The sequence below is a fragment of the Paenibacillus cellulosilyticus genome, assembly GCF_003182255.1.
Taxonomy (GTDB): domain Bacteria; phylum Bacillota; class Bacilli; order Paenibacillales; family Paenibacillaceae; genus Paenibacillus_T; species Paenibacillus_T cellulosilyticus.
The window spans coordinates 1-19,111 of the sequence record NZ_QGTQ01000025.1 but is presented as its reverse complement, the minus strand read 5'-3'; the positions used below and the strand labels follow the sequence as shown (position 1 = coordinate 19,111).

Genomic DNA, 19,111 nt, shown 5'->3' with positions numbered 1-19,111 from the left:
ACCATCCTCCCATTATCCTTCGCGCAAATAAAACGGATAGACTAGATTGAATTCATTGTTCGTCGAGCGGACCCGATAACGGATCGTAATCATCAGCTTGCCGGCCGTGCTGCGCTCCGGCTGCACATCAACCGACAATGTCTCGATCCTTGGCTCCCAGCGCATAAGCGCATCGCGCACGCTTGCCTCCATTCGGGCGGCAGTCGCTACGCCCATCGTCTCGAATACATAATCGTGTATACCGCAGCCGAAATCCGGGCGCATGACACGCTCGCCTTTGGCCGTGAACAGAATGATTCGGATCGCTTCCCGAATGTCCGTCTCGTCTGCGGATAACGCGAACGTTCCATTGCTCGGCTCCAGAGAAACAGGGAACTTCCATCCCTTCCCCAGAAATGAATTAGCCATCGCGTCTGCTCACCGCCTTCACCCGATTATGACCGTTGGCTCGCCCATAATAATGGCGTTTGGTCCGCCTCCCGGCTCCATCACACTGTCGCCCATACGAACAGCTGGCAAGCCGTTAATGAGCACGGTTGTGCTTCCCATACTCACAACGCCCGCGCCATGCGGCGGCGGCGGCGCCGGCAAACACATATGCAGATCAGAGCCCGCCCGCCAGGCAGGCTTGCCGCCGATCAGCACGTTCGCGCTGCCCGGACCAGGGCTTAGCGGTAAGCCGTGGCTGGTCGGATCGCCCATTCTTGCCGCAGGCGGCATAGGCGTCAGCCTCCTTCGTCTGTTTGCTATATTCGGCGTCGAAGCAACCTCTATTAATTGATTTGTACGATTGCGCCTTGTATCTTCAAAGGCCCACTCGATTTGAGCGTCATCGAAGCATCCGCTGTCATCTCGATGATGCTGGACTTGATGACCACCTTCTGCGTGCTTGTCACCGTGATGGCGTTGCTCTTCCCGTCGATGACGATCGAATTATCGTTCGCATCGGTGATCTGAACGGCAGGTCCATCGGATCCGTCTGCCAGCTTGATCGTTTGGCCGTCTTTGCTCGTAATCGTCACGTTTTCTTTGCCGTCGGTATCATCAAGCACAATTTCATGTCCGCTGCGCGACTTGATGATTCGTTTGTTGTTATTGCCATCATCGTTGCTGCCAGGCGGTTTATCCTTGCCGTTCCACAGCGACCCGAGCACATACGGGTGGTTGATGTCGCCATGCTCGAATGCAACGAGCACCTCGTCGCCAACCTCCGGCAGGAAGTACATGCCCCGCTCCTTGCCGCCATTGGGCACTGCCATGCGTGCCCAATGGCTCTCATCGGAAGCGCCGTCGCTTCCGCCCCGCCATGGATAAGTCAGCTTTACCCTTGCCAATCCTTCCGGGTCCTGATTGTTCGTCACTAACGCAATCATGACGCCGTAGATGCGATCATGCTCATGGTTTGCGCCCGACCCTAGCAGAGAATCAAGATTCATGCTCATATCGTGTTCCCCTTTACCCGGAAGGACGTCCGATAACCGGATGCATCGATGGAATGCTCCGTCTCTTCGATATAGTAGGTCGTACTAAACATGCGTCCCAAGCCAGCAAGCGCGATACGCATGCCTGGCAGCAGATCGGGAATGCCGATCGCTTCCGCGCGGCCCGTCAGCAGCCCTTCCGCACGTTTGTTCAGAATCGAGAGCGCCAGCCGATCGGCTTCCGCCTGCGAATAAACAGGCCGCCGCACCGTCTCCACCACTTTGCCGCCGCCAAGCTGCGACATGTAGTCGCCGCCGCTCTTTTTCCCCTTGCTGTAGTCCGCTGCCCATTCGTCACCGGTGCTCGCTTTGCCGATGATCTCCTTCTTCTCCTTCGGATCCCAGCCCCGGACTTCAACCTCCGACACTTGGCCCGTCAGATTTACTTCAGGATGAAAGCTGAGCAGCGATTTGCGCCATTCAAGCTTGATGGTCGGATCGGACTTCATCGCAGGAGACTTGAACACCAGCTTATCGGCGGCCACATATAAGTCGAAGTAGTTCTGTTCCGCCAGCGTCTTCAGAAATTGATAATCGTTTTGCCCCTCCTGCTTGGTCAGCTTCGGATAGGTAACCGGTGTACTCTCGCAATCGGCCTGCAGGCTGTAGTCACTCGCAATGGCCGACACGATATCGCTCTGCTTCATGTTGTCCCAGGACCGCGCCTTGTTGTTCTTCATCATCGCGAACGTCGCATCATACCCTCTCACATTAAGCTGCGGCATACCCGACTCGGCAAAATCAACCTGCACGCTCGTCACAACCCCAACCATCATGACGCGCATCGCATCGGCGTACCCCATCTTGATCTCGACTTTCTTCCCGAAGCTGAACAGCTCGCTGACGCTGCGAAGATCCTGTTGAATCGGATCAAACGCATCATCAACGGTGAACGAGAAATAGCCCGCTTCCTCAATCGACTGCTGCACGACGACACCTGCAATGAGCATCCCTTTGCGCAGAAGGTCCTCGCCTTCTAGCGTGATGGTGAACCGCGGCGCGTAGAAATGTCTGTACTTGGAATCCAACTCCTGAAACTCCATCTCACGCCTCCAGCGGCGGAATCGTCAGCGGCTTGCCCGCTGGCAGCTTCCGGGGATCAGCAATGCCATTCGCACGCGCAATCGTGCGCCACTTGCCAGGGTCGCCATATTCACGGCTTGCGATCGACCACAACGTCTCGCCCTGCTTCACCGTTACCTGCTTCGTCTGATCCGCCTGATTCGTTGTCGTCTGCTGCTGCTCCGTCATCGTCCGATATTCGCGGAACGTCACCTGCAGCGTGGCACGAACCGGAATGCCCGAATCAAGGAACATCGTGAATCGCTGGCCGACCCGCTCCACAACCGCTTTGAATTGCATGCGGCCCCAGATCACCATACAGACGGGTGGTGCGTGAAGGTCAGGATTCATATCCATCAAGCCCGTCACTTTGCCCGTATGCTGACGAACGTCGACACCCTGCTCATACGTATCGAAGAAGAGCTCCATCGACAGCGTCTGTCCGCCGCCCCCGACGAATTGCGTAACCGGCGTCGGCAGTCCAGGCACGACCGTGCTTTGCAGCTGATTGCTTCTGTCGATCGCATATTCGGTCGGGTTGAACAACACGCTGACCGCATCGCCCTTCGGATTGCCGTCATAATCGAGCGGCTGAATCATCGCCTTCTCCAGCGCCATGTCCCCACTCTTCTCCTTCTCATCTGCAAAATAAAACCACTACCGCTGCAGCCCGCGCCGTTCCTTCGCGATCTTCAGCTTCCGTTCCAGCATCCCATACACTTGCTCAGTCAGCTTCTTCATGTCGGCGTCGGATAACTTGCCGCCGCCGCTTCGCCGCGAGGTCGGAACAACCTCCTCGCGCACAGCATCGAACGGCTGCTGCGCAGCCGCAGATCGCGGCGTCGTACCGCCAGCTGCCGTCGAGACAAGGGCTGCAGCAGTGCGCGCATCCTTGCGACTCTCGCCAGCTGACGGCTCCGCCGCTGGATGATGCAGCTCCGGCGCCGGCTGGTGCTGCGCGCGCGACGCTGGCAGCAGCGCCTCCCGCTGCTGCTGATTAGACTCCTGCGGCGCGGTATTCATATGCGCCAGCATGGACGGCGGCAGCTGATGCGATTCGGACCGCTGCATGGTGTTTATGCGCGCTAGCATGGTTTGCGGCTGATGGAGCGGCTGATGGAGCTTCTGATGGACCGGTTGATGGAGCTGCCGTTGCTCATTCTCCGCCGTGCTCGGTTGCCTCATCGTGGTGGAAAACGGCACGTCGCCCGTGATGGGCAGGCTCGTCTTTATCGTCTCGTGTGCCCCCGTTTGCAGCACGGTGGGGTCCATTACCATCGCCGCAGTGTAGCTGAGCATCAAGCCGTTTGAACGAGATGCCGATTCCGTACGCAAGCCGACTGGCAAGTCTGTATGCTTCGCAACCCTTTCTCCGTCCACCGGAATATGCACAAGATGTTTAGTCAGCAGATGGACTCGTACTGACGGATCGTTATGTACAACAAATCTAACTCGTGACGGGTCTTGATGCTTGGATTGCAATTGAGAGAGTTGCAGATTAGATACTCGTTGTTCGGACTGCTTCGAATGCAGACCGGAGGTAAAGGTAGATGTTTGCTCTTGATGTAGAAGTTGAGACGGTGAAGCAAATGCTGCTGCTCGTGCAACAGGCAATGCTTGTGGAGCTGATGAACTTAATGCAATGGACATGCGACGCGGACCTTGATGATCTCGTCGTTGGACCGCAGATTCAAGCGCTGGCCTCCTATGATGCTGGGCCAACTGCTGCACCGTATCGTCGGCAACCACGACAATCTCTGTCTGATGCCGCAATATCGAACCGCTTGAACGCCCCGATTGAGACTGATCATGTCTGGGTGCAGCAGCTGCTGCTGCAGATGCAGCCACTTCAGTTCCGCGATCCCGTAGAGCAACGATTGGCATCATCTCGTGGGTTAGCGAGGCTGAATTTGTTCTTCCCTTATGCTCGCTGCTTGCGGGATCACTCATCGAACGAGTCTGCCGTGTATCGTCCGCCATTCTATCGGAGGATGTGATCATCTGCTGCAATAGCCGATGCGTGAGCAGCATCACATTCGAATAGGAGCGAGCTTCATTCGCGAAGCCCCATTCGGATGGATGCTTCATGCGGCTCATCCGAGTCGTGGCAGCTTCCACTACCGCAGGCAGTGCAACCGTCATCATAATCGACGAGGTGCGAAGCAGCGTCTGCTGAACCGTCCGATTCCGTGCTTCTTCACGCTGAATAGCTCCTGCAAGGAATTGTTCCGTGTCAGCGGCATCAGCTGCGAACATCGGCCCGTCAGCATACAGCATTGAAGCACTGGACGGTTGGTGGACACTGGCACGTTCCGTGTCAACCGTTAAGGCACGGTTAAGAATTACATCCTCTTGCAGTCGAACTGACACTACCGCCTCTTCAGACAGCACCATCCGCTGCATCGCTAACATGCGATCTGCCGCAATGCGACTACCCCATTGCTGTGCAGAATCCACCCTAACAGAAGCATCGGAACGATTAATCGGTTGTGCGCCCCAGCCCTGCGGCGAAGCCTGCCTGTCGCTCGGCTGGTTCATCTCCGCTGCGTTACCGCCAGCAGAACGATTGCTTTGACGATGCATCGTTTCACGGTCGGAAGCTCGCTCACGATTCCATGGCGATCCAGCCTCTCCCGCAGTTTCGACCACACGATGAGTCATCTCCCCGACCGAATCAGCCCCAGCACCGACAGGAGCTCCAGACCGATGGATACGACCTGCCTGCTGTCTCGCCCCTTCGATAGAAGCACTGCCGCTAGCAGTCCTGCCGACGTCGCTTCGCCTTCCGACTCCACCTTGCTTACGGTCAAGCATCGTTCCCATCGCCGCTTCATGTCGAAGCAGCTCTGTCCTGACGCTCGCAACGCTCAATCCCTCAGCGTGCCAACGCCCGTCGCTTCTGCGAGAATCCCGCTTCTCTGCACCACCTTCGCGAACCCCTGCGCCAGCTTCGCCTGTCCTGCCACCTGCAGCCGATCCCGACCCGCTGCCAAGCGGCGCCTTCCCGCTCTCCCGCAGCACAATCGTCCGCTCCGTCAAGCGCTCGATGATACGAGCAGGCGGCTCATCCATAGGCGCTTCTTCTGCGCCAGCCAAATATACAAGCGCCGCCATTGCCGGCATTCGGCGCGCCTCCTCGGGCGCATGCTTCGCCATAAGCGCAGCCGCGAAGCCGGCATCCGATACAAGCAGCCGCCTCATAGGCCGTACGCCGTCAGCCCTTGGTGCGCAATCTCGATGGACTCGACAGCGATCGTACTGCTGTCCGCGCGCAGCTCAGGCCCGGTCCACTTCACAGGGTAAGCGCCGGAGAAGTTCCACCGCCACGCCTCGTAGCCTTGTTCGTCGAGGACGATAATCGAGCCGTTGCGGCGCGACACCCAGCCTTCGGCAGCAAGCTTGAACCAATCCCATAGCTCCGTCGAACCGGTCAGTCCGCGCTTCAGCGTCAGGTTGGACTGCCGTGTCATTTTGGGCAATCGATGTACGTATCCGTTAACGCCGCCCTCCCGATACTCCTCCATCTCGATTTCCGCCTCCAGCCCATGCACCTCGCTGAACCCTGCGGCAATAAGTCCATCAAGCTCTACGAGAAACCGGAACCCGGCGAGCGGATCCCGCCTTTCGCCTGTCGGCATGAGCCGCCCCTCCTACGATCGTTATGTAGCAAAAATGTTCTTCGGCTCCTTGCTCACCTTGCGGTGTATCCGCGATATTTCGTCGCACCAGCGCCGGCGCTCCCGATGGTCCATCGCCATAATGTCGTCGTGCGCCCAATGCATGTAGTACGCAATGAAGGCTACCTCTTCATAAATCCGGTCGATCGGGTAACCGCTTAGAGCTCCCCCGCCGCAGCGATCTCCAGCTGGAAGTGATGCTCGCATTTCGGGCATTCCGCTTCAATCGCGGCAATGCCGTCATCGTTAATCCGTTTATAGAACTGCTGCAGGAACGCCAGGTCCGACGAGAACAGCCCTTCAATGACTGCCGGATTGATCATAGGCAGATCGCCCAGTCTTGTAATAACGCGGGATAACAAAATAATCGTTAGATATGCCGGGTTCTGCTGGACGCGCGGGTCCTTCAGCGGCAAAATCTCGTCCGCTGCCGTCGACAACCGCATCGTACCTGTACGATGAAGAGAACCCGCCTTATCGACATAACCTTTGGGCAGTACAAATTCGAATTCCGTTACGAATGCCAAGTGCGTTCATCCTCTCTTGTTTGTTATTAGCCTTTAAGCCCTGTGCTACGTGCCCGCCAGCGTTAGCCGACGGGCAGCAGAACAAGCTTGCACTACCCTTCGCGCACCATGCCTTCGTGTACGATCTCGAGCGACTCGATGCCGACCTCACTGCTTTTGGCCGTGAAATCCGGTGCATCATACTTCGTTGGCCATGCATTGATGAAGTTCCAACGCGATTTGTCCGCACCTGTCTCATCGACGAGCACGATCGAGATATGCTTGCGCTGCACGTTGCCCTTCGTTACTTCGATGTACCATTTGTAAATTTCGTCCGAATCGGTAATGCCCCACTTCAGGTTGATGTTGCCGTACTTCGTCAGGCCGGACAGCTTGCGCGCCGTCGTAACCTCGTTGCCTTCGCGGTATTCCACGACGTCGACCGAGGAATCGAAGCCGGTTACGTCTGTAAAGCCTGCCTGCTGCAAGCCGTCAATCTCGACTCTGAATCGAAAACTGCGGTAAGGATCTCTTCTTTGACCCGTTGCCATCGTTCGCTCAACTCCTAAAAGTTTTTTGCGTAGCTTCTAAGATTCACTCCCTGTGAGCAAAAAATCTTGCTTCGGAAGCATTAACTAAGTTTTTTGCGTAGCTTCTGGAATTCGCCCCCTGTGAGCAAAAAATCTTGCTTCGGAAGCATCAACTCAGTTTTTTGCGTAGCTTCTAAGATTGACTCCCTGAGAGCAAAAAATCTTGCTTCGGAAGCATCAATCCTCTTCTATTGCGCGTCTGCCCCGCCAGCCAGCTGCGCGATGCGGAATACGACGAACTCCGCTGGACGAACCGGCGCTACGCCGATCAGCACAATGAGACGTCCGTTATTAATGTCATCCTGCGTCATCGTGGAGCGGTCGACCTTCACGAAGAATGCTTCCTCCGCTTTCGAGCCCATCAAAGCGCCGTCACGCCACAATCTCGTCAGGAATTCGTTGACCGTTCGTCTGACACGCGCCCACAGCTTATCGTCGTTCGGCTCGAATACGACCCACTGCGTGCCGTTATCAATCGACTCTTCCATGTAGATGAACAGGCGGCGAACGTTAATATATTTCCAGAGCGGATCGCTCGAGAGGGTGCGTGCGCCCCAGACGCGGATGCCGCGGCCCGGGAATGCGCGAATGACGTTCACGCCTCGCGGATTCAGAATGTCCTGCTCGTTCTTCGTAATCTGGAACTCCAGATCCACGACGCCGCGCAGCGTATCGTTCGCTGGCGCTTTGTGGACGCCTCGATCCGTATCCGTGCGTGCATACAGACCAACGACGTGACCGCCAGGCGGGATCGTTTGCAGCAGACCCGTGTCTGGGTTTACGACTTTAATCCACGGATAGTAGAACGCTGCATACTTGGTCTCATAGTTCGAACGCGGATCCAGCCCGTCTACCTTCGATTGCGCTTTCGAATCCAGCACGACGAACCGGTCCTTCAGCCGCTCGCTATGGCTGATCAGTTCTGCTGCAAGTCCCGTCACTTCCAGGGCATTCGGCGAATAGAGAAGCGAGATGCCGTCGATCCCGTCAAGCGCGGTAAGCCCTTTGCGTTTGCCTGGCTCATTCGTCTCTGCGCGAACGAAGTCGCCCAGCACGAGGCCTGCGGACGAGATTTGATACGACGAGCCTGACGTCGGAACCGCCGTTGCATCCCAATTCGCGGACAGCGTCGCAACCTTCGTCGAGCCTGCATAATCGGTAATCGTACGCGACTGTCCTTTGCCTGGACCGTCAATGATGTGAATAACGTTGCCGTTATATGCATCGTCCTTATCCGAAGCCTGACCGTCAAGCGTAATCGTGCCGCTGCTTACTGCCGTCGGCGATCCGCTCGCAATATTGGAGTTCGACCCGCCGTTCAGATAAGCAATTGCGCTAGCGCTTGGCTCTGCCGCCAAGCCGCTGACCGGGGTCTCGAGACGAATGAGGTTAGAGACGCCGTTTACTTTTTTCACATAGTAGTTAGGCGATGTTGCTTGAATAGAAAGGTTGTCGTATTGCTCCACTACGGCAGGTCGAGGCGTCTTCTTCAAATCGGTCTCCGGATCGAAGATCGCACCCGCATCCTTCCAATAGAACACGGATAGCTTGAAGCCCTCTGCCGTGCCTGCCGTTACTTTGACCGCGATTCGGTTGCCCCAATCGCCTTCGCCGATCGCCTGCACGAGCAGCGCATCAACGGAAGATGAAGCTGCAGCTTGCTGCCCGCCTTGACCCTCTTCCTCTTCCGGCTCAGCAGGAACGACAACAGCAGCCGTCGTCTTCACCAGCTTCAAGCTGGCCGATACGGCCGTGCTTGGCGTTACGCGAGCCACGTAGGCACGTTGTCCGCCATTCTCGAAGAACCCTTGCACCGCATATGGCAAATACGCATCCGCGCGGAAGTAGCTGCCGAATAAGCGTTGATAATCGAGCCAACTCGTTACGAATTGCGGTGTTGTCGGTCCCCGCTCGGTCTCGCCTAGAAATCCTGCTGTGCTCGTCGATACGCCCTCTACAGGCTTGCTGCCGATCTCAATCTCTTCTACATATACACCTGGGGACAAATATTCCGGCATGGCCATTTCCCTCCTCAACATGTATAAAACAAGGTAAACAAACGCTATATAGACAACAGCGTAATGATGCCTGGCGAGCTCTCGCTTCCTTCATCACACTGAATATCTCGATACACAGTACGGAAGCCTGCCAGCGTAATCGTAAGGACAACGAAGCCCCTATGAAGCGGCATGCGCACCAATGGAAGAACGAATTCTCCTCGGTTATCTGCCTTGGATTGAACGGTGACCGCTTCCTTCATCGCATACACATAAGTTCCTGCTGCATGCGGGTAACGCAGCGGCTCAGCCGTCGTATATCCTTCCGCCGACGGATTGGCCGGCAGCGGTGCTGTAATGCGCGCATATTCCAACCGATTGGCTCGCGGGTCCTTGAGCAGCACAATCGTACCTGCTGTTACGCTGCCAGCCGTTAATCCGCCAAGCTTCAGCTTCGTTCCGCCTGTCGTCGTATCCTCAGCGAGCGTCGCCAATAGACCAGCCTCCGATTCGAAGAGCACCGCTCGAACCGCCGCATCGGACACATCAGCCGCAGCAGCAGTGGCTGGCAGACGTACAGCCCCCCGAATACGAGTCATATCGCTTGGGAACGGATAGCTGCTATTCGGAAGAAGCGCCACTTCGATCGTCGGCGTTGTCTCAATGGCCGAATCGACGACGAACGAGATCTCGGCATCGAGATAATAGTCCGAGACAACGACAACGTTGTAGACGCCCTTCGGCAGATCGGTATATACGTACCAGCCGCTTAGATTACGGATGGGCGCCCGCTCTGGCCCAGTTGGCGATAGCTGCAATCGAACGGCTCCGATAGGCGGTTTGCCAACCGTTGTACTGTCCGACAGCTTGATCGCAGCGGATACGCGGGTCGACCATGCTTCCGGCGGGACGGCGAATGCCTGCTCCTGATTGTTCGTCATCGCTCATCCTCGCTTCGGATGCCGGCGGTGAATGTCCGTTCACGGACACGCGCTGCTTCCGCACCGGACTGCGCAGCTTCAAGCAGCAGCGGCGAGACGACGTAACCAACCGATGGTCGATAAAATTGTTTCGGAATCGCATGCCAGATCGACGTCAGCTCCGTAAGCGCAAGCGGATTCATCGTCACGCGAAGCACTTCGTCCGTGCCGCTCAGCGAGCCTTGCAGCTTGGAGCCCCGCAGCACGGTGTTCTCATGGAGCAGACGCATCGCGCGTCCGAGCACGCGCTGCTCTTCGGCTGCTTTGAGTCGAATGTCTTGAACCGACGTGTACGCCGTCAGCATGTAATACAGATCGATCGCAAGCGGCTGTCTGCCGCTGCCGGAGTAAGAAGGCGGTTCATTTTTCAAATGCGGATTTTCCGCTATGTAGTACAGGAAGAGCGTCAAGCTTACGTTCTGCCCTTCCACATCAGCCGGCGATAACAACACGATGGTGCTCGGTTGAACAAGATCGCTCATGCCGTCCTGCAACAGCTTGAGCAGCGATTCGCCGACGTCGGCGATGGCGCTATCTGCTGCCAATGGGCAGCCCTCCCCTCGTCATGTCCGCTAGCCAATCCAATCGTAATAAGGTCCAAAATCGTCCCGCAGCGACAGCTTGCCAAGCTTGTCGAACTCCTGCTTTACCGCCCGAACGAGATGACGCATGCCGATCGGCTCCCCTTCGTCCGCTGCAAGATAAGCCGCGGTAAGCACGGCATTCTTGATGCCGCCTCCCGACAGCCGAATCTGTCTAGACAGAAACGCCAGATCGATATCCGCTCCTCGCGGCGCTTCCACAGGAAACATCGACTGCCACAACCGATAGCGATGCTCCGGCTCCGGTACGGGGAACTCAATTCGAAAAGCCATGCGGCGCGCGAATGCTTCGTCCATGTTGTGCGACAGGTTCGTCGCGAGGATGGACATGCCGTCGTACTCCTCCATCTTTTGCAGCAGGTAAGCGACTTCGGTGTTGGCATGCCGGTCATGCGAATCCTTCACCTCGGACCGTTTGCCGAATAGAGCATCCGCCTCGTCGAACAGCAGCACTGCGTTGCTGTACTCGGCTTCCTGGAACAGACGCCGCAAATTTTTCTCGGTCTCCCCGATGTACTTGCTGATCACCTGCGACAGGTCGATCCGATACAGATCGAGGCCAAGCTCGCCTGCGATTGCTTCGGCAGCCATCGTCTTGCCCGTTCCGGGCGGCCCCGTGAACAGCACGTTCGTGCCTTTGCCCCGAGACAGCTTCCCGTGAAAATTCCACTCCGTCAGCACGCGGTGCCGCTGCTTCTGTTGGCTGATGATTTGGCGGATTGTTCGTGCCTGCTCCATCGTGAGCACCAATGAATCCACGCGATGTCTCGGTAGGATGCGTGTGGCGATGTCGCCAAGCCGATGCGGCTTCTGACGTCTGCACGCTTCGCGAATATCCTCTGCTGTGATCGTATCGATACGTCGGGATGTGGTATCGTCTCCCTGCTCAGCTGTTAGAGTGGCATGGTCATCTTCAGCATGGGCGCCTAATGGGCTTGATGATGCTGCACGCCAATAAGCAAGCGTCTCAGCCTGCTGCCATGCTTCCCGAATCGCGCTTCCAGTCAGCTTGTAATGTTCTGCAATCGCAAGCCAGTCGATGGACGAATCAACCGATGCGGTGGCAGCCTCGGCTAGCTCTGTCCAGACGGCGGCTCGTTCGCGAACCGTCGGAAGCGGCAGCTCGAGTTCGATAAGTGACGGCATGCTCCATCGCCCGCTTCGAACCAGCGTGAAACGAGTGGAGCCGAATAGCAGAATCGGAGTTACAGCATTAGCCTGATGGGCGAGTATTGGCTCCCACTCGACCCCTGAATGTTCACGTGAATTGAACTGGTCAGCATACAGCAATCCAATCGCTGCATCGCGAAGCTGCGCTTCACGGCACAGCAGTTGCAGAAGCGCTGCAGCTTCCTGCGCATCGTCCGGCAAGCGGCTCATATCGGCCAGCAGCAGTGGTACACCCGCGCAGCTGCATGCTCGATAGGCTAGTTGGCGAAGGGCTGTTTCGTCCCCGCCATACAACAAATACGCCCCAGTCGAACGAGTGCAGTTTGACAAGCTCGCGGCAAGCTTTTGTGCCAAATGCTCCATACCTGCCTCACGAAGAGAGACGTCACTAGTAACAGCTGCCGATTGGGATGACAAACAAGCGCCAATCGTGCTCAGACGACTGTCCAGCCGCTCCGGCTCCAGCAAATACTGCGCAATCCCTTCCTCCAGCTTGATCGAAGCGCCCATCAGCGACTCCGCGAAGCTCTCGGATGAGCTCATCTGCAGCTCCAGCAGCCGATGCCGGCGAAGTGCGGCACCCGGCACCCAATACCGAAGCAGCTGTCTGGGTTCATGCTCATCGACTCCTCGCAGACGCAAAGCCAGCGCCACCGTTGCGTATTGACGCGTCACATCGTTATGAAGCAAGCCGAATAGCTTGCCATATTTCACGTCAACCAGCGATGCAGAAGCGAGAAGCAAGCAGTCCCGCTCGAAGGCGTCCAGCTTAAAGCACGCTGCAACGCGATAGAGCGGCAGCACTGCTCCTTGCCTCGCACTCGCCTCGCATCGTGCTTCGATGACGCGGCCAAGCTCGCGCAGCTCCTCCTCCGTATCAAGAAGCTGCATTCGTTCGTGCGCCGACAACTGGGCATGGGTCACAATGCCGGAATCCAGCAACTGCCCCATTTCCTCCAAGGTTAGCTCCCCGCGCATCGACTCCAGCGCCTCTCGCTGAAACGTCATCCGCCGAAGCTCCATATGCAGCAGGAGATCCAGCCGCCGGAGCTCGTCGAACCAATGGGCCCAATGATCGGTATAAGGGGCTGCTGCGACTTGCGATCGTATATCATCCACCACCAGTTATTGTTAAAATACGATACGAATTGTATCATCCTTTACATTCGCCAGCAATGCGAACGAACCCCAAACAACGATCTATTTTTACGCTTTTCATCTAAAGATTCGTTAAAGCCTTCAGGGCAAACAAAAAGCGGCAGGAAGCCGCATAGACGGGATGTTCTCCCGGTCTACGACTCCTGCCGCACCTGTTCATTAACGCTTACGACTTCTCGCCTAGCGCTGCATCACACTCAACAGATCAGACCCCTGACTAGAGACGGATTGGAAGCATAACTCACCCGTTTCTACCCGTATAACCCCATCTGCCGGAAGACCCAGCAGCAGCAGCGAATTAATGCGCTGCAGCCGGACGTTCCTTCGCCTTATCGGCTTCTGAGGCGTTGCGGCGAGCCGCTTCGCGGTCCTCCATCATCTCATCGACCGTCTTCACCTTCAGGCGCGCTGCACCTTCATAGTCCTTCGTCGGGATGAGGTTGCCTGCAGCAAGGCGCGCTTTCGCAGCTGCGATCGCTTCACCGTATTGCGGCAGCCATTTCTCCTGCGCGACGAGCATCTCGTCCGCCATCTGCCAAATTTCCTTCGGATTGCACACCGCGCCGACAAGCGGGTCCATCATCATCGCTTGGCGCAGCAGCTGGTCGTCGCCATGCACCGCTGCTTCAACCGCCAGACGCTGCACGCTGATGCTTACATTGCACACAGCAGCAGGTCCAAGCGGCAGATCGCCGACATGCGGCATGTTGATGCCGTTGCGGTCAACATAACCTGGCGCCTCGATGATCGCATCCGCCGGAAGGTTCGAGATGACGCCATTGTTGACGACGTTGAAGTGGCCGCGATAGACGCGTCCCGTCTCCAAGCCTTCAATAATGTACGAGCCATGCTCCTCGCTTCGCTTATCTGCTTCGAATTTGAATGGCTCCTCCTGCATCCAGTTCGGGAAGTCCGTCTCGAACCAGTTGCGGCCCTCGGTGCATACGCGCAGATAACCGCCCGTCTCGCCGTTGATCCACGTGCCAAGATCGATCCAGTCTTTGATCTCCTCTGGACGTTTCCGGTACCATGGCACATATTCGCTCAGATGGCCGTTCGACTCCGTCGAATAGTAGCCGAAGCGGCGAAGCATATCGATCCGAACCTTCTCCGTCTTGCTGAATTCCGGATGCGCTTCGAACGCCTCCAGCAGCTTGCCCGTCATGTCCTCGCCTTTATGCTGCACCTGCACGTACCACGTCTGATGGTTGATGCCTGCGCAAATAATATCGACATCCTTCTTCTCCAGACCAAGCGCCGTCGCAATCTGCCAATGGCCGCCTTGCACACCGTGGCATAGACCGATCGTACGAACGCCGCCGTACTTGTTGCACGCCCAAGTCAGCATCGCCATCGGGTTCGCATAGTTAAGCAGCAGCACATCAGGAGACGCGACTTCGCGAATGTCCTTACAAATGTTCAGCATCTCGGCAATGCCGCGCTGGCCGTACATAATGCCGCCTGCGCACAGCGTATCGCCAACGCATTGGTCGACGCCGTACTTCAGCGGAATGTCGACGTCCGTCGCGAATGCTTCCAGACCGCCGATCCGAACAACCGTCAGCACATATTTAGCATCCTTCAATGCTTCGCGGCGGTTGGTCGTCGATTGAATCTTAATGTTCAGACCGTTCGACTCAATATCCCGCTGGCACAGCTGCGTCACCATGTCGAGGTTATGTTCATTAATGTCCGTAAATGCAACTTCGATATTATGAAATTCGGGCACTGCGAGCAAATCTCTCAGCAGTCCTCGTGTAAATCCGATACTTCCAGCGCCGATGAATGTTACCTTGAATGACAAGCAAATCAGCCTCCTCTGCTGGGCGGAGTCATGTCCGTCCTCTGTCCCCATTGTACCAGCAGAGCTATGAAAGCGTGATCCAAAATAGCGACCAGTTCACGTATTGCATGTCAACTATTGCAGCTTTTCAAACACCGATCACCGTACTATATCCACTCCTTTACAAGCTCAACCGGACTCCGATTCATCCTCATGCTCACCATTCTCAAACACCGATGAGGGGTAAAAGGAAGCCTCAGCCCGCCTCCGATATTCATTTGGCGTAATCCCAATCATCTTACGGAACAGCATGCTGAAATATTGACGGCTGTTCAGCCCAATATAATCCGCGATCTGCGTAATCGGAATATCGGTACGCGCGAGCAGCATCTTCGCCTTCTCCATCCGTATCTCCGTCAAGTAGTCAACCAATGAGCATCCCATGCCCGCTTTGAAAATGCGCTGCAAATACGTCGGATGCAGATGGACGGCATCCGCTACTTCCTTCACCTGTAAGTCCGTGTCGTAATGCTGACGGATGTACTCCGCCGCCTCGCGTACATAGCGGCTCGTCTGCGCCTCGGCTCCGCCGCGCTTCAGCTGCGCGAGCCGAGCAATCTGTACAAGCAGCTGTCCGAGCAGCAGCTGCGCCATGCAGCTTCGCTCCGCATAGCCACTGTCCAGCTCGGTTACAAGGCTGCGCAGCGATTGATATACATCATGCGGATCTCGCAGCACGATAGCAGGCTCTGCTGCCGTCAGCAGCGACGTCAACGCCGGACTGTCCGCAGCTAGCGCCCGGACAGACGGGTAACCTGCGCCTGAATCAGCGAAGCCGAATTCAGCATTCAGCATGCGGCACGGCCGCCCTTTGTCCACGAGCAGCCGATGTCTAACGCCTGCGTCGAGCAGGACGAAGTCGCCTTTGCGCAGCGCAATGATCTCGTGCTCCGTCTCGACCGTGCAATCGCCAGAGATGACGTACATAATCTCGACGGAGTCATGGGAATGGAACGACATCCGAAACCCGTCCCATTGTTTATAGTAATAGGCCGTAATGAAGGGCGCTTGATCCGCCTCCAGCCTGGCCGGGTCATATAAACGGTTCATCTCCGGCATGGAACTCACTCTCCTATTTGTTCATTCACATCTAAGGCCTGCGGGACTGCCATGTTACAGCCGCCACAACCTACTATTCTACTCCAGCCATCCGTTCAACTAACGGACATGGCAAGCTCAATTTCTTCATAAGAAAGCGATTTCGGAAGCTATAAATAAGAGCTCTAGTGTCTCTTAGCCGCGCATTGACTTTCCCCTGCCAAGACACCCGCTCACGTGTGACTATTGACACACTATTTACAATATCATAGCGCTTACACACCCTTTTCCGCTATGGTTCAAACCGCCTGTTATTAATAAATTCGTTAAGAGCTAACTAAAACCATCCAGTTTTGAACATATGCTAAAGGGCTGAGAATCGGTCCTCAAGCATAACAAAAACCGCCTCCTCACTAGAAGAAGGCGGTCTAATCCTAACCCTATCCTTGCAGCGCTGCTACAAACGCCACACCCAGAAATAAACAAAGCGGACTATAGAACCATGTGTCGTATTTGGCAAACACCGAATGTTTATATCGCTTGAAAAAACCGACGTAGCGGAAATCGCCCACTGTCCGAATGACGAATACGGCCGCACAAAGAATGCTGCCCCATCGCGTCACCCTATTCGCTTCAAGCCCAGACAGCAGCTCCGCCTGTGCAACTAAGCAATAACAGGCCACAAGAATAAGCGCTGCAACAGCTGCCGTCTCCGCCGGACCCGGTCGGAATGTAAGCCCTCCGCCTACCTTCTCAGGTACAACAGCGCGCCCACCCCATCTTCCGCCAAAAGCCCAGAACAAATGAATACCACTAACGAACAGCAATATGACCGCTGCCAGCATCACGATTATCTCCATAGCCTATCGCCCCGCTTTCGAACTTGATTGGACCGATTATGGTACTATCCGTAGCTTCCACACCAATTCGACCATTCCCTTCCATCAATATCAACAATATGATGAAAGCATGCCAAAAAACCTCGTCTCTAAAGGAAGAGACGAGGGTTTGCGATACACTTGGATGAGCAAGTGCGTTCTATTATTGGCCGATCATGCCGCCGTCCACCGTGTACAGCGATCCAGTGACGAACGATGCTTCATCGGACAGCAGGAAGTTCATGACCGCGGCAACCTCTTGCGGTTCGCCGTAGCGGCCCATCGGCGTCGCTGCTTCGTTCGCCGATTTGTATTGATCCGCATCGCCGAAGTTCGATTCGATCCGGCGCATCATGCCGGTGTTGATCGTACCTGGCAGCACCGCATTGACGCGAATGCCTTGTGCGGCCACTTCGTTAGCGGCTACGCGAGTGAGGCCGATTACGGCATGCTTGGACATAATATAAGGAGACACGCCTGGACCGCCAAGCAGGCCTGCGAGCGATGACGTATTCAGAATCGCGCCGGATTGCTGCTTTTTCATAACCGGAATTACATACTTCAGCCCGAGGAATACGCCGCGTACATTGACATTATAGACGAGGTCAAGCGCTTCTACGCTTTGCTCCTCGATCAAGCCGGACGGACCTTCGATACCTGCATTGTTAGCAAAATAATCGATCGTGCCGAATTTCTCGATCGCTTGGTTAACGTAGTTGCGAACGTCCTCTTCCTTCGATACATCTGCTGCGATGGCAAGGGAGTTCGTGTTGTCCAGCCCAAGCTCTTGGGCAACTGCTTTAACAGCTTCTTCTTTCAAATCAACGAGCACAAGATTCAGGTTGCGCTGCGCCAAACGGCGTGCAAGCTCTTTGCCGATGCCGCCTGCTGCACCTGTAATAACGGCTGTTTTCACTTGATTGCTGCTCATTATATATTCGCTTCCTTTGTTATGGAATGAGTATTGATCTTGCGCCGCAGCTTGCGTTTGCTTGCTGCACCTATAGGGTACTGCTCATCGGACGAACGAACAATAATCAGTTCAAGCCGTCATGTCATCTAGTCGACATATGACGACTTTATGTTCAATTTCCTTCCGATATTGGACATCTCGGAAGGAAATGTTTGCCGAATTTTCGACCAAGCTTGTCATGTGCGGATATAATAGATGTAGCTTAATCAACGGAGGCGGATCCCATTCATGGAGGAGCAACTGGACAGACGTACACGGCGGACGCGCGAAGCGATCAAGAGCGCCTTCATCGCACTCGTGCTGGAGAAGGGCTACGATGAAGTTACCATTGCGGACATCGCGCAGCGCGCTGATTACAATCGCGGAACCTTCTATAATCATTATTTAGGCAAAGAGGAGCTGCTCCGCGACATTCACGACGAATTTCTGCAAGGCTTCGCTAGTGCGCTGCTGCGCCCATACGAGGGACTTGACCGGATAGCTGCCAAGGATACATTCCCTTCTGGCTTGATGCTATTCGAGCATATCGAACTGCATCGGCAGGTGTTTCAAGCGCTTCTGTCCGTAGACAAGAAGCTTGGCCTCGAAGTGTACGACGTAATGCGAGAATCGATGCGCCGCGACATGCATATCGAGATGGAAGCGGCTGGTCAGCCCATCGACTACGAAATTATGCTGAGCTACCAGATGTCTGCGACTGTCGGTGTCTTTCTTTATTGGGCAGAGACCGGCTTCAAATATTCGGCCCGCTACATGGCCGAGCAGCTCATGCTGCTCGTGGATACGCGAATTGATTCTGTAACGTTCATTCGCAATTCGTAAACCATACAAGCTTCCTACATAACAATAAAGCGGTACGCCCCATTGGCGTACCGCTTTCGTCTATTCGCATAAGTTAAGGCAAACAAAAAAGCAGCCCCAACTGTCTATTTGAACTGTGACCCGTTTTGTGGACAGTTTAAAAAGCAACCATCTTAATTTAACAAGCAATTAGATGATCCCTGAATTCGTCGGGGGTCATCTTTTTTAATCCCCATTGATATCGCTCAGTATTATATTGATGTATATAATCAGCGACGCGTTCTCTTACTTCATCGAGGGTTTGGCAATCGATGAAATTAACCTCATCTTTCATATGACCGAAGAAGGATTCCAT

General features: G+C 55.5%; 20 protein-coding genes. 1 reads left to right on the top strand and 19 read right to left on the bottom strand.

Annotation, left to right across the window (positions count from 1 at the left end; translation table 11 throughout):
- Positions 1-12 precede the first annotated feature (12 nt).
- From DFQ01_RS23230 to DFQ01_RS23145, 18 genes are all read right to left on the bottom strand, one after another.
- Positions 13-408: a GPW/gp25 family protein gene (locus DFQ01_RS23230; RefSeq protein WP_110046296.1), complete on the bottom strand. Its 396-nt coding sequence runs from the start codon at positions 406-408 to the stop codon at positions 13-15.
- An 18-nt stretch (positions 409-426) separates the two neighbouring features.
- Positions 427-720 carry a PAAR domain-containing protein gene (locus DFQ01_RS23225; protein ID WP_110046295.1) on the bottom strand — a complete coding sequence of 98 codons (294 nt, stop codon included), beginning with the start codon at positions 718-720 and terminating at the stop codon, positions 427-429.
- 53 nt (positions 721-773) lie between these two features.
- Positions 774-1,442 carry a phage baseplate assembly protein V gene (locus tag DFQ01_RS23220; protein ID WP_110046294.1) on the bottom strand — a complete coding sequence of 223 codons (669 nt, stop codon included), beginning with the start codon at positions 1,440-1,442 and terminating at the stop codon, positions 774-776.
- Positions 1,439-2,524, bottom strand: a complete 1,086-nt coding sequence (locus DFQ01_RS23215) for a phage late control D family protein (RefSeq protein WP_110046293.1) — start codon at positions 2,522-2,524, stop codon at positions 1,439-1,441. Before DFQ01_RS23215 ends, DFQ01_RS23220 begins: the two co-directional genes overlap by 4 nt.
- 1 nt (position 2,525) lies before the next feature.
- A complete protein-coding gene (locus DFQ01_RS23210) occupies positions 2,526-3,161 on the bottom strand; it encodes a CIS tube protein (protein ID WP_110046292.1) in 636 nt (211 codons plus the stop codon).
- Positions 3,162-3,200: 39 nt separating this feature from the next.
- Positions 3,201-5,744, bottom strand: a complete 2,544-nt coding sequence (locus DFQ01_RS23205) for a hypothetical protein (protein ID WP_110046291.1) — start codon at positions 5,742-5,744, stop codon at positions 3,201-3,203.
- Positions 5,741-6,181, bottom strand: a complete 441-nt coding sequence (locus tag DFQ01_RS23200) for a phage tail protein (RefSeq protein WP_110046290.1) — start codon at positions 6,179-6,181, stop codon at positions 5,741-5,743. The genes DFQ01_RS23205 and DFQ01_RS23200 overlap by 4 nt, the downstream gene beginning before the upstream one ends.
- 21 nt (positions 6,182-6,202) lie before the next feature.
- On the bottom strand, positions 6,203-6,427 hold the full coding sequence (locus DFQ01_RS32035) for a DUF6760 family protein (RefSeq protein WP_110046289.1): 225 nt from the start codon (positions 6,425-6,427) through the stop codon (positions 6,203-6,205).
- A complete protein-coding gene (locus tag DFQ01_RS23190) occupies positions 6,379-6,747 on the bottom strand; it encodes a hypothetical protein (RefSeq protein WP_110046288.1) in 369 nt (122 codons plus the stop codon). Before DFQ01_RS23190 ends, DFQ01_RS32035 begins: the two co-directional genes overlap by 49 nt.
- Positions 6,748-6,839: 92 nt before the next feature.
- On the bottom strand, positions 6,840-7,277 hold the full coding sequence (locus DFQ01_RS23185; RefSeq protein ID WP_110046287.1) for a phage tail protein: 438 nt from the start codon (positions 7,275-7,277) through the stop codon (positions 6,840-6,842).
- A 227-nt stretch (positions 7,278-7,504) separates the two neighbouring features.
- A complete protein-coding gene (locus DFQ01_RS23180; protein WP_110046286.1) occupies positions 7,505-9,334 on the bottom strand; it encodes a phage tail sheath family protein in 1,830 nt (609 codons plus the stop codon).
- Between the two features lie 44 nt (positions 9,335-9,378).
- Entirely contained in the window at positions 9,379-10,254 is an 876-nt protein-coding gene (locus DFQ01_RS23175) for a hypothetical protein (protein WP_110046285.1), read from the bottom strand.
- Positions 10,251-10,838 carry a Pvc16 family protein gene (locus tag DFQ01_RS23170; RefSeq protein ID WP_110046284.1) on the bottom strand — a complete coding sequence of 196 codons (588 nt, stop codon included), beginning with the start codon at positions 10,836-10,838 and terminating at the stop codon, positions 10,251-10,253. Before DFQ01_RS23170 ends, DFQ01_RS23175 begins: the two co-directional genes overlap by 4 nt.
- 27 nt (positions 10,839-10,865) lie before the next feature.
- On the bottom strand, positions 10,866-13,184 hold the full coding sequence (locus tag DFQ01_RS23165; RefSeq protein ID WP_425452433.1) for an ATP-binding protein: 2,319 nt from the start codon (positions 13,182-13,184) through the stop codon (positions 10,866-10,868).
- 337 nt (positions 13,185-13,521) lie between these two features.
- Positions 13,522-15,027 (bottom strand): alpha-glucosidase/alpha-galactosidase, encoded by a 1,506-nt coding sequence (melA, locus tag DFQ01_RS23160; protein WP_110046283.1) that lies wholly within the window; start codon positions 15,025-15,027, stop codon positions 13,522-13,524.
- Positions 15,028-15,195: 168 nt separating this feature from the next.
- The gene (locus DFQ01_RS23155; protein WP_245946841.1) at positions 15,196-16,125 is read right to left on the bottom strand and encodes an AraC family transcriptional regulator; all 930 of its coding nucleotides are present in this window, start codon (positions 16,123-16,125) and stop codon (positions 15,196-15,198) included.
- 419 nt (positions 16,126-16,544) lie between these two features.
- A complete protein-coding gene (locus DFQ01_RS23150) occupies positions 16,545-16,964 on the bottom strand; it encodes a DUF3995 domain-containing protein (protein WP_110046282.1) in 420 nt (139 codons plus the stop codon).
- A 181-nt stretch (positions 16,965-17,145) separates the two neighbouring features.
- On the bottom strand, positions 17,146-17,913 hold the full coding sequence (locus DFQ01_RS23145; protein ID WP_110046281.1) for an SDR family NAD(P)-dependent oxidoreductase: 768 nt from the start codon (positions 17,911-17,913) through the stop codon (positions 17,146-17,148).
- A gap of 270 nt (positions 17,914-18,183) precedes the next feature.
- Here DFQ01_RS23145 and DFQ01_RS23140 point away from each other — a divergent pair, with 270 nt between their 5' ends.
- Positions 18,184-18,777 carry a TetR/AcrR family transcriptional regulator gene (locus DFQ01_RS23140; protein WP_110046280.1) on the top strand — a complete coding sequence of 198 codons (594 nt, stop codon included), beginning with the start codon at positions 18,184-18,186 and terminating at the stop codon, positions 18,775-18,777.
- Between the two features lie 157 nt (positions 18,778-18,934).
- On the opposite strand, the gene DFQ01_RS23135 is transcribed toward DFQ01_RS23140, so the two are convergent.
- Positions 18,935-19,111, bottom strand: coding sequence for an IS3 family transposase (locus tag DFQ01_RS23135; protein ID WP_146216902.1), 177 nt, complete (start codon positions 19,109-19,111; stop codon positions 18,935-18,937).

Excerpts from the sequence above, each read along its gene's own strand:
- DFQ01_RS23230 (WP_110046296.1), bottom strand. The coding sequence starts at position 408 with ATGGCTAATTCATTTCTGGGGAAGGGATGGAAGTTCCCTGTTTCTCTG.
- DFQ01_RS23225 (WP_110046295.1), bottom strand. The coding sequence starts at position 720 with ATGCCGCCTGCGGCAAGAATGGGCGATCCGACCAGCCACGGCTTACCG.
- DFQ01_RS23220 (WP_110046294.1), bottom strand. The coding sequence starts at position 1,442 with ATGAGCATGAATCTTGATTCTCTGCTAGGGTCGGGCGCAAACCATGAG.
- DFQ01_RS23215 (WP_110046293.1), bottom strand. The coding sequence starts at position 2,524 with ATGGAGTTTCAGGAGTTGGATTCCAAGTACAGACATTTCTACGCGCCG.
- DFQ01_RS23210 (WP_110046292.1), bottom strand. The coding sequence starts at position 3,161 with ATGGCGCTGGAGAAGGCGATGATTCAGCCGCTCGATTATGACGGCAAT.
- DFQ01_RS23205 (WP_110046291.1), bottom strand. The coding sequence starts at position 5,744 with ATGAGGCGGCTGCTTGTATCGGATGCCGGCTTCGCGGCTGCGCTTATG.
- DFQ01_RS23200 (WP_110046290.1), bottom strand. The coding sequence starts at position 6,181 with ATGCCGACAGGCGAAAGGCGGGATCCGCTCGCCGGGTTCCGGTTTCTC.
- DFQ01_RS32035 (WP_110046289.1), bottom strand. The coding sequence starts at position 6,427 with ATGCGAGCATCACTTCCAGCTGGAGATCGCTGCGGCGGGGGAGCTCTA.
- DFQ01_RS23185 (WP_110046287.1), bottom strand. The coding sequence starts at position 7,277 with ATGGCAACGGGTCAAAGAAGAGATCCTTACCGCAGTTTTCGATTCAGA.
- DFQ01_RS23180 (WP_110046286.1), bottom strand. The coding sequence starts at position 9,334 with ATGCCGGAATATTTGTCCCCAGGTGTATATGTAGAAGAGATTGAGATC.
- DFQ01_RS23175 (WP_110046285.1), bottom strand. The coding sequence starts at position 10,254 with ATGACGAACAATCAGGAGCAGGCATTCGCCGTCCCGCCGGAAGCATGG.
- DFQ01_RS23155 (WP_245946841.1), bottom strand. The coding sequence starts at position 16,125 with ATGCCGGAGATGAACCGTTTATATGACCCGGCCAGGCTGGAGGCGGAT.
- DFQ01_RS23150 (WP_110046282.1), bottom strand. The coding sequence starts at position 16,964 with ATGGAGATAATCGTGATGCTGGCAGCGGTCATATTGCTGTTCGTTAGT.
- DFQ01_RS23145 (WP_110046281.1), bottom strand. The coding sequence starts at position 17,913 with ATGAGCAGCAATCAAGTGAAAACAGCCGTTATTACAGGTGCAGCAGGC.
- DFQ01_RS23140 (WP_110046280.1), top strand. The coding sequence starts at position 18,184 with ATGGAGGAGCAACTGGACAGACGTACACGGCGGACGCGCGAAGCGATC.
- DFQ01_RS23135 (WP_146216902.1), bottom strand. The coding sequence starts at position 19,111 with ATGGAATCCTTCTTCGGTCATATGAAAGATGAGGTTAATTTCATCGAT.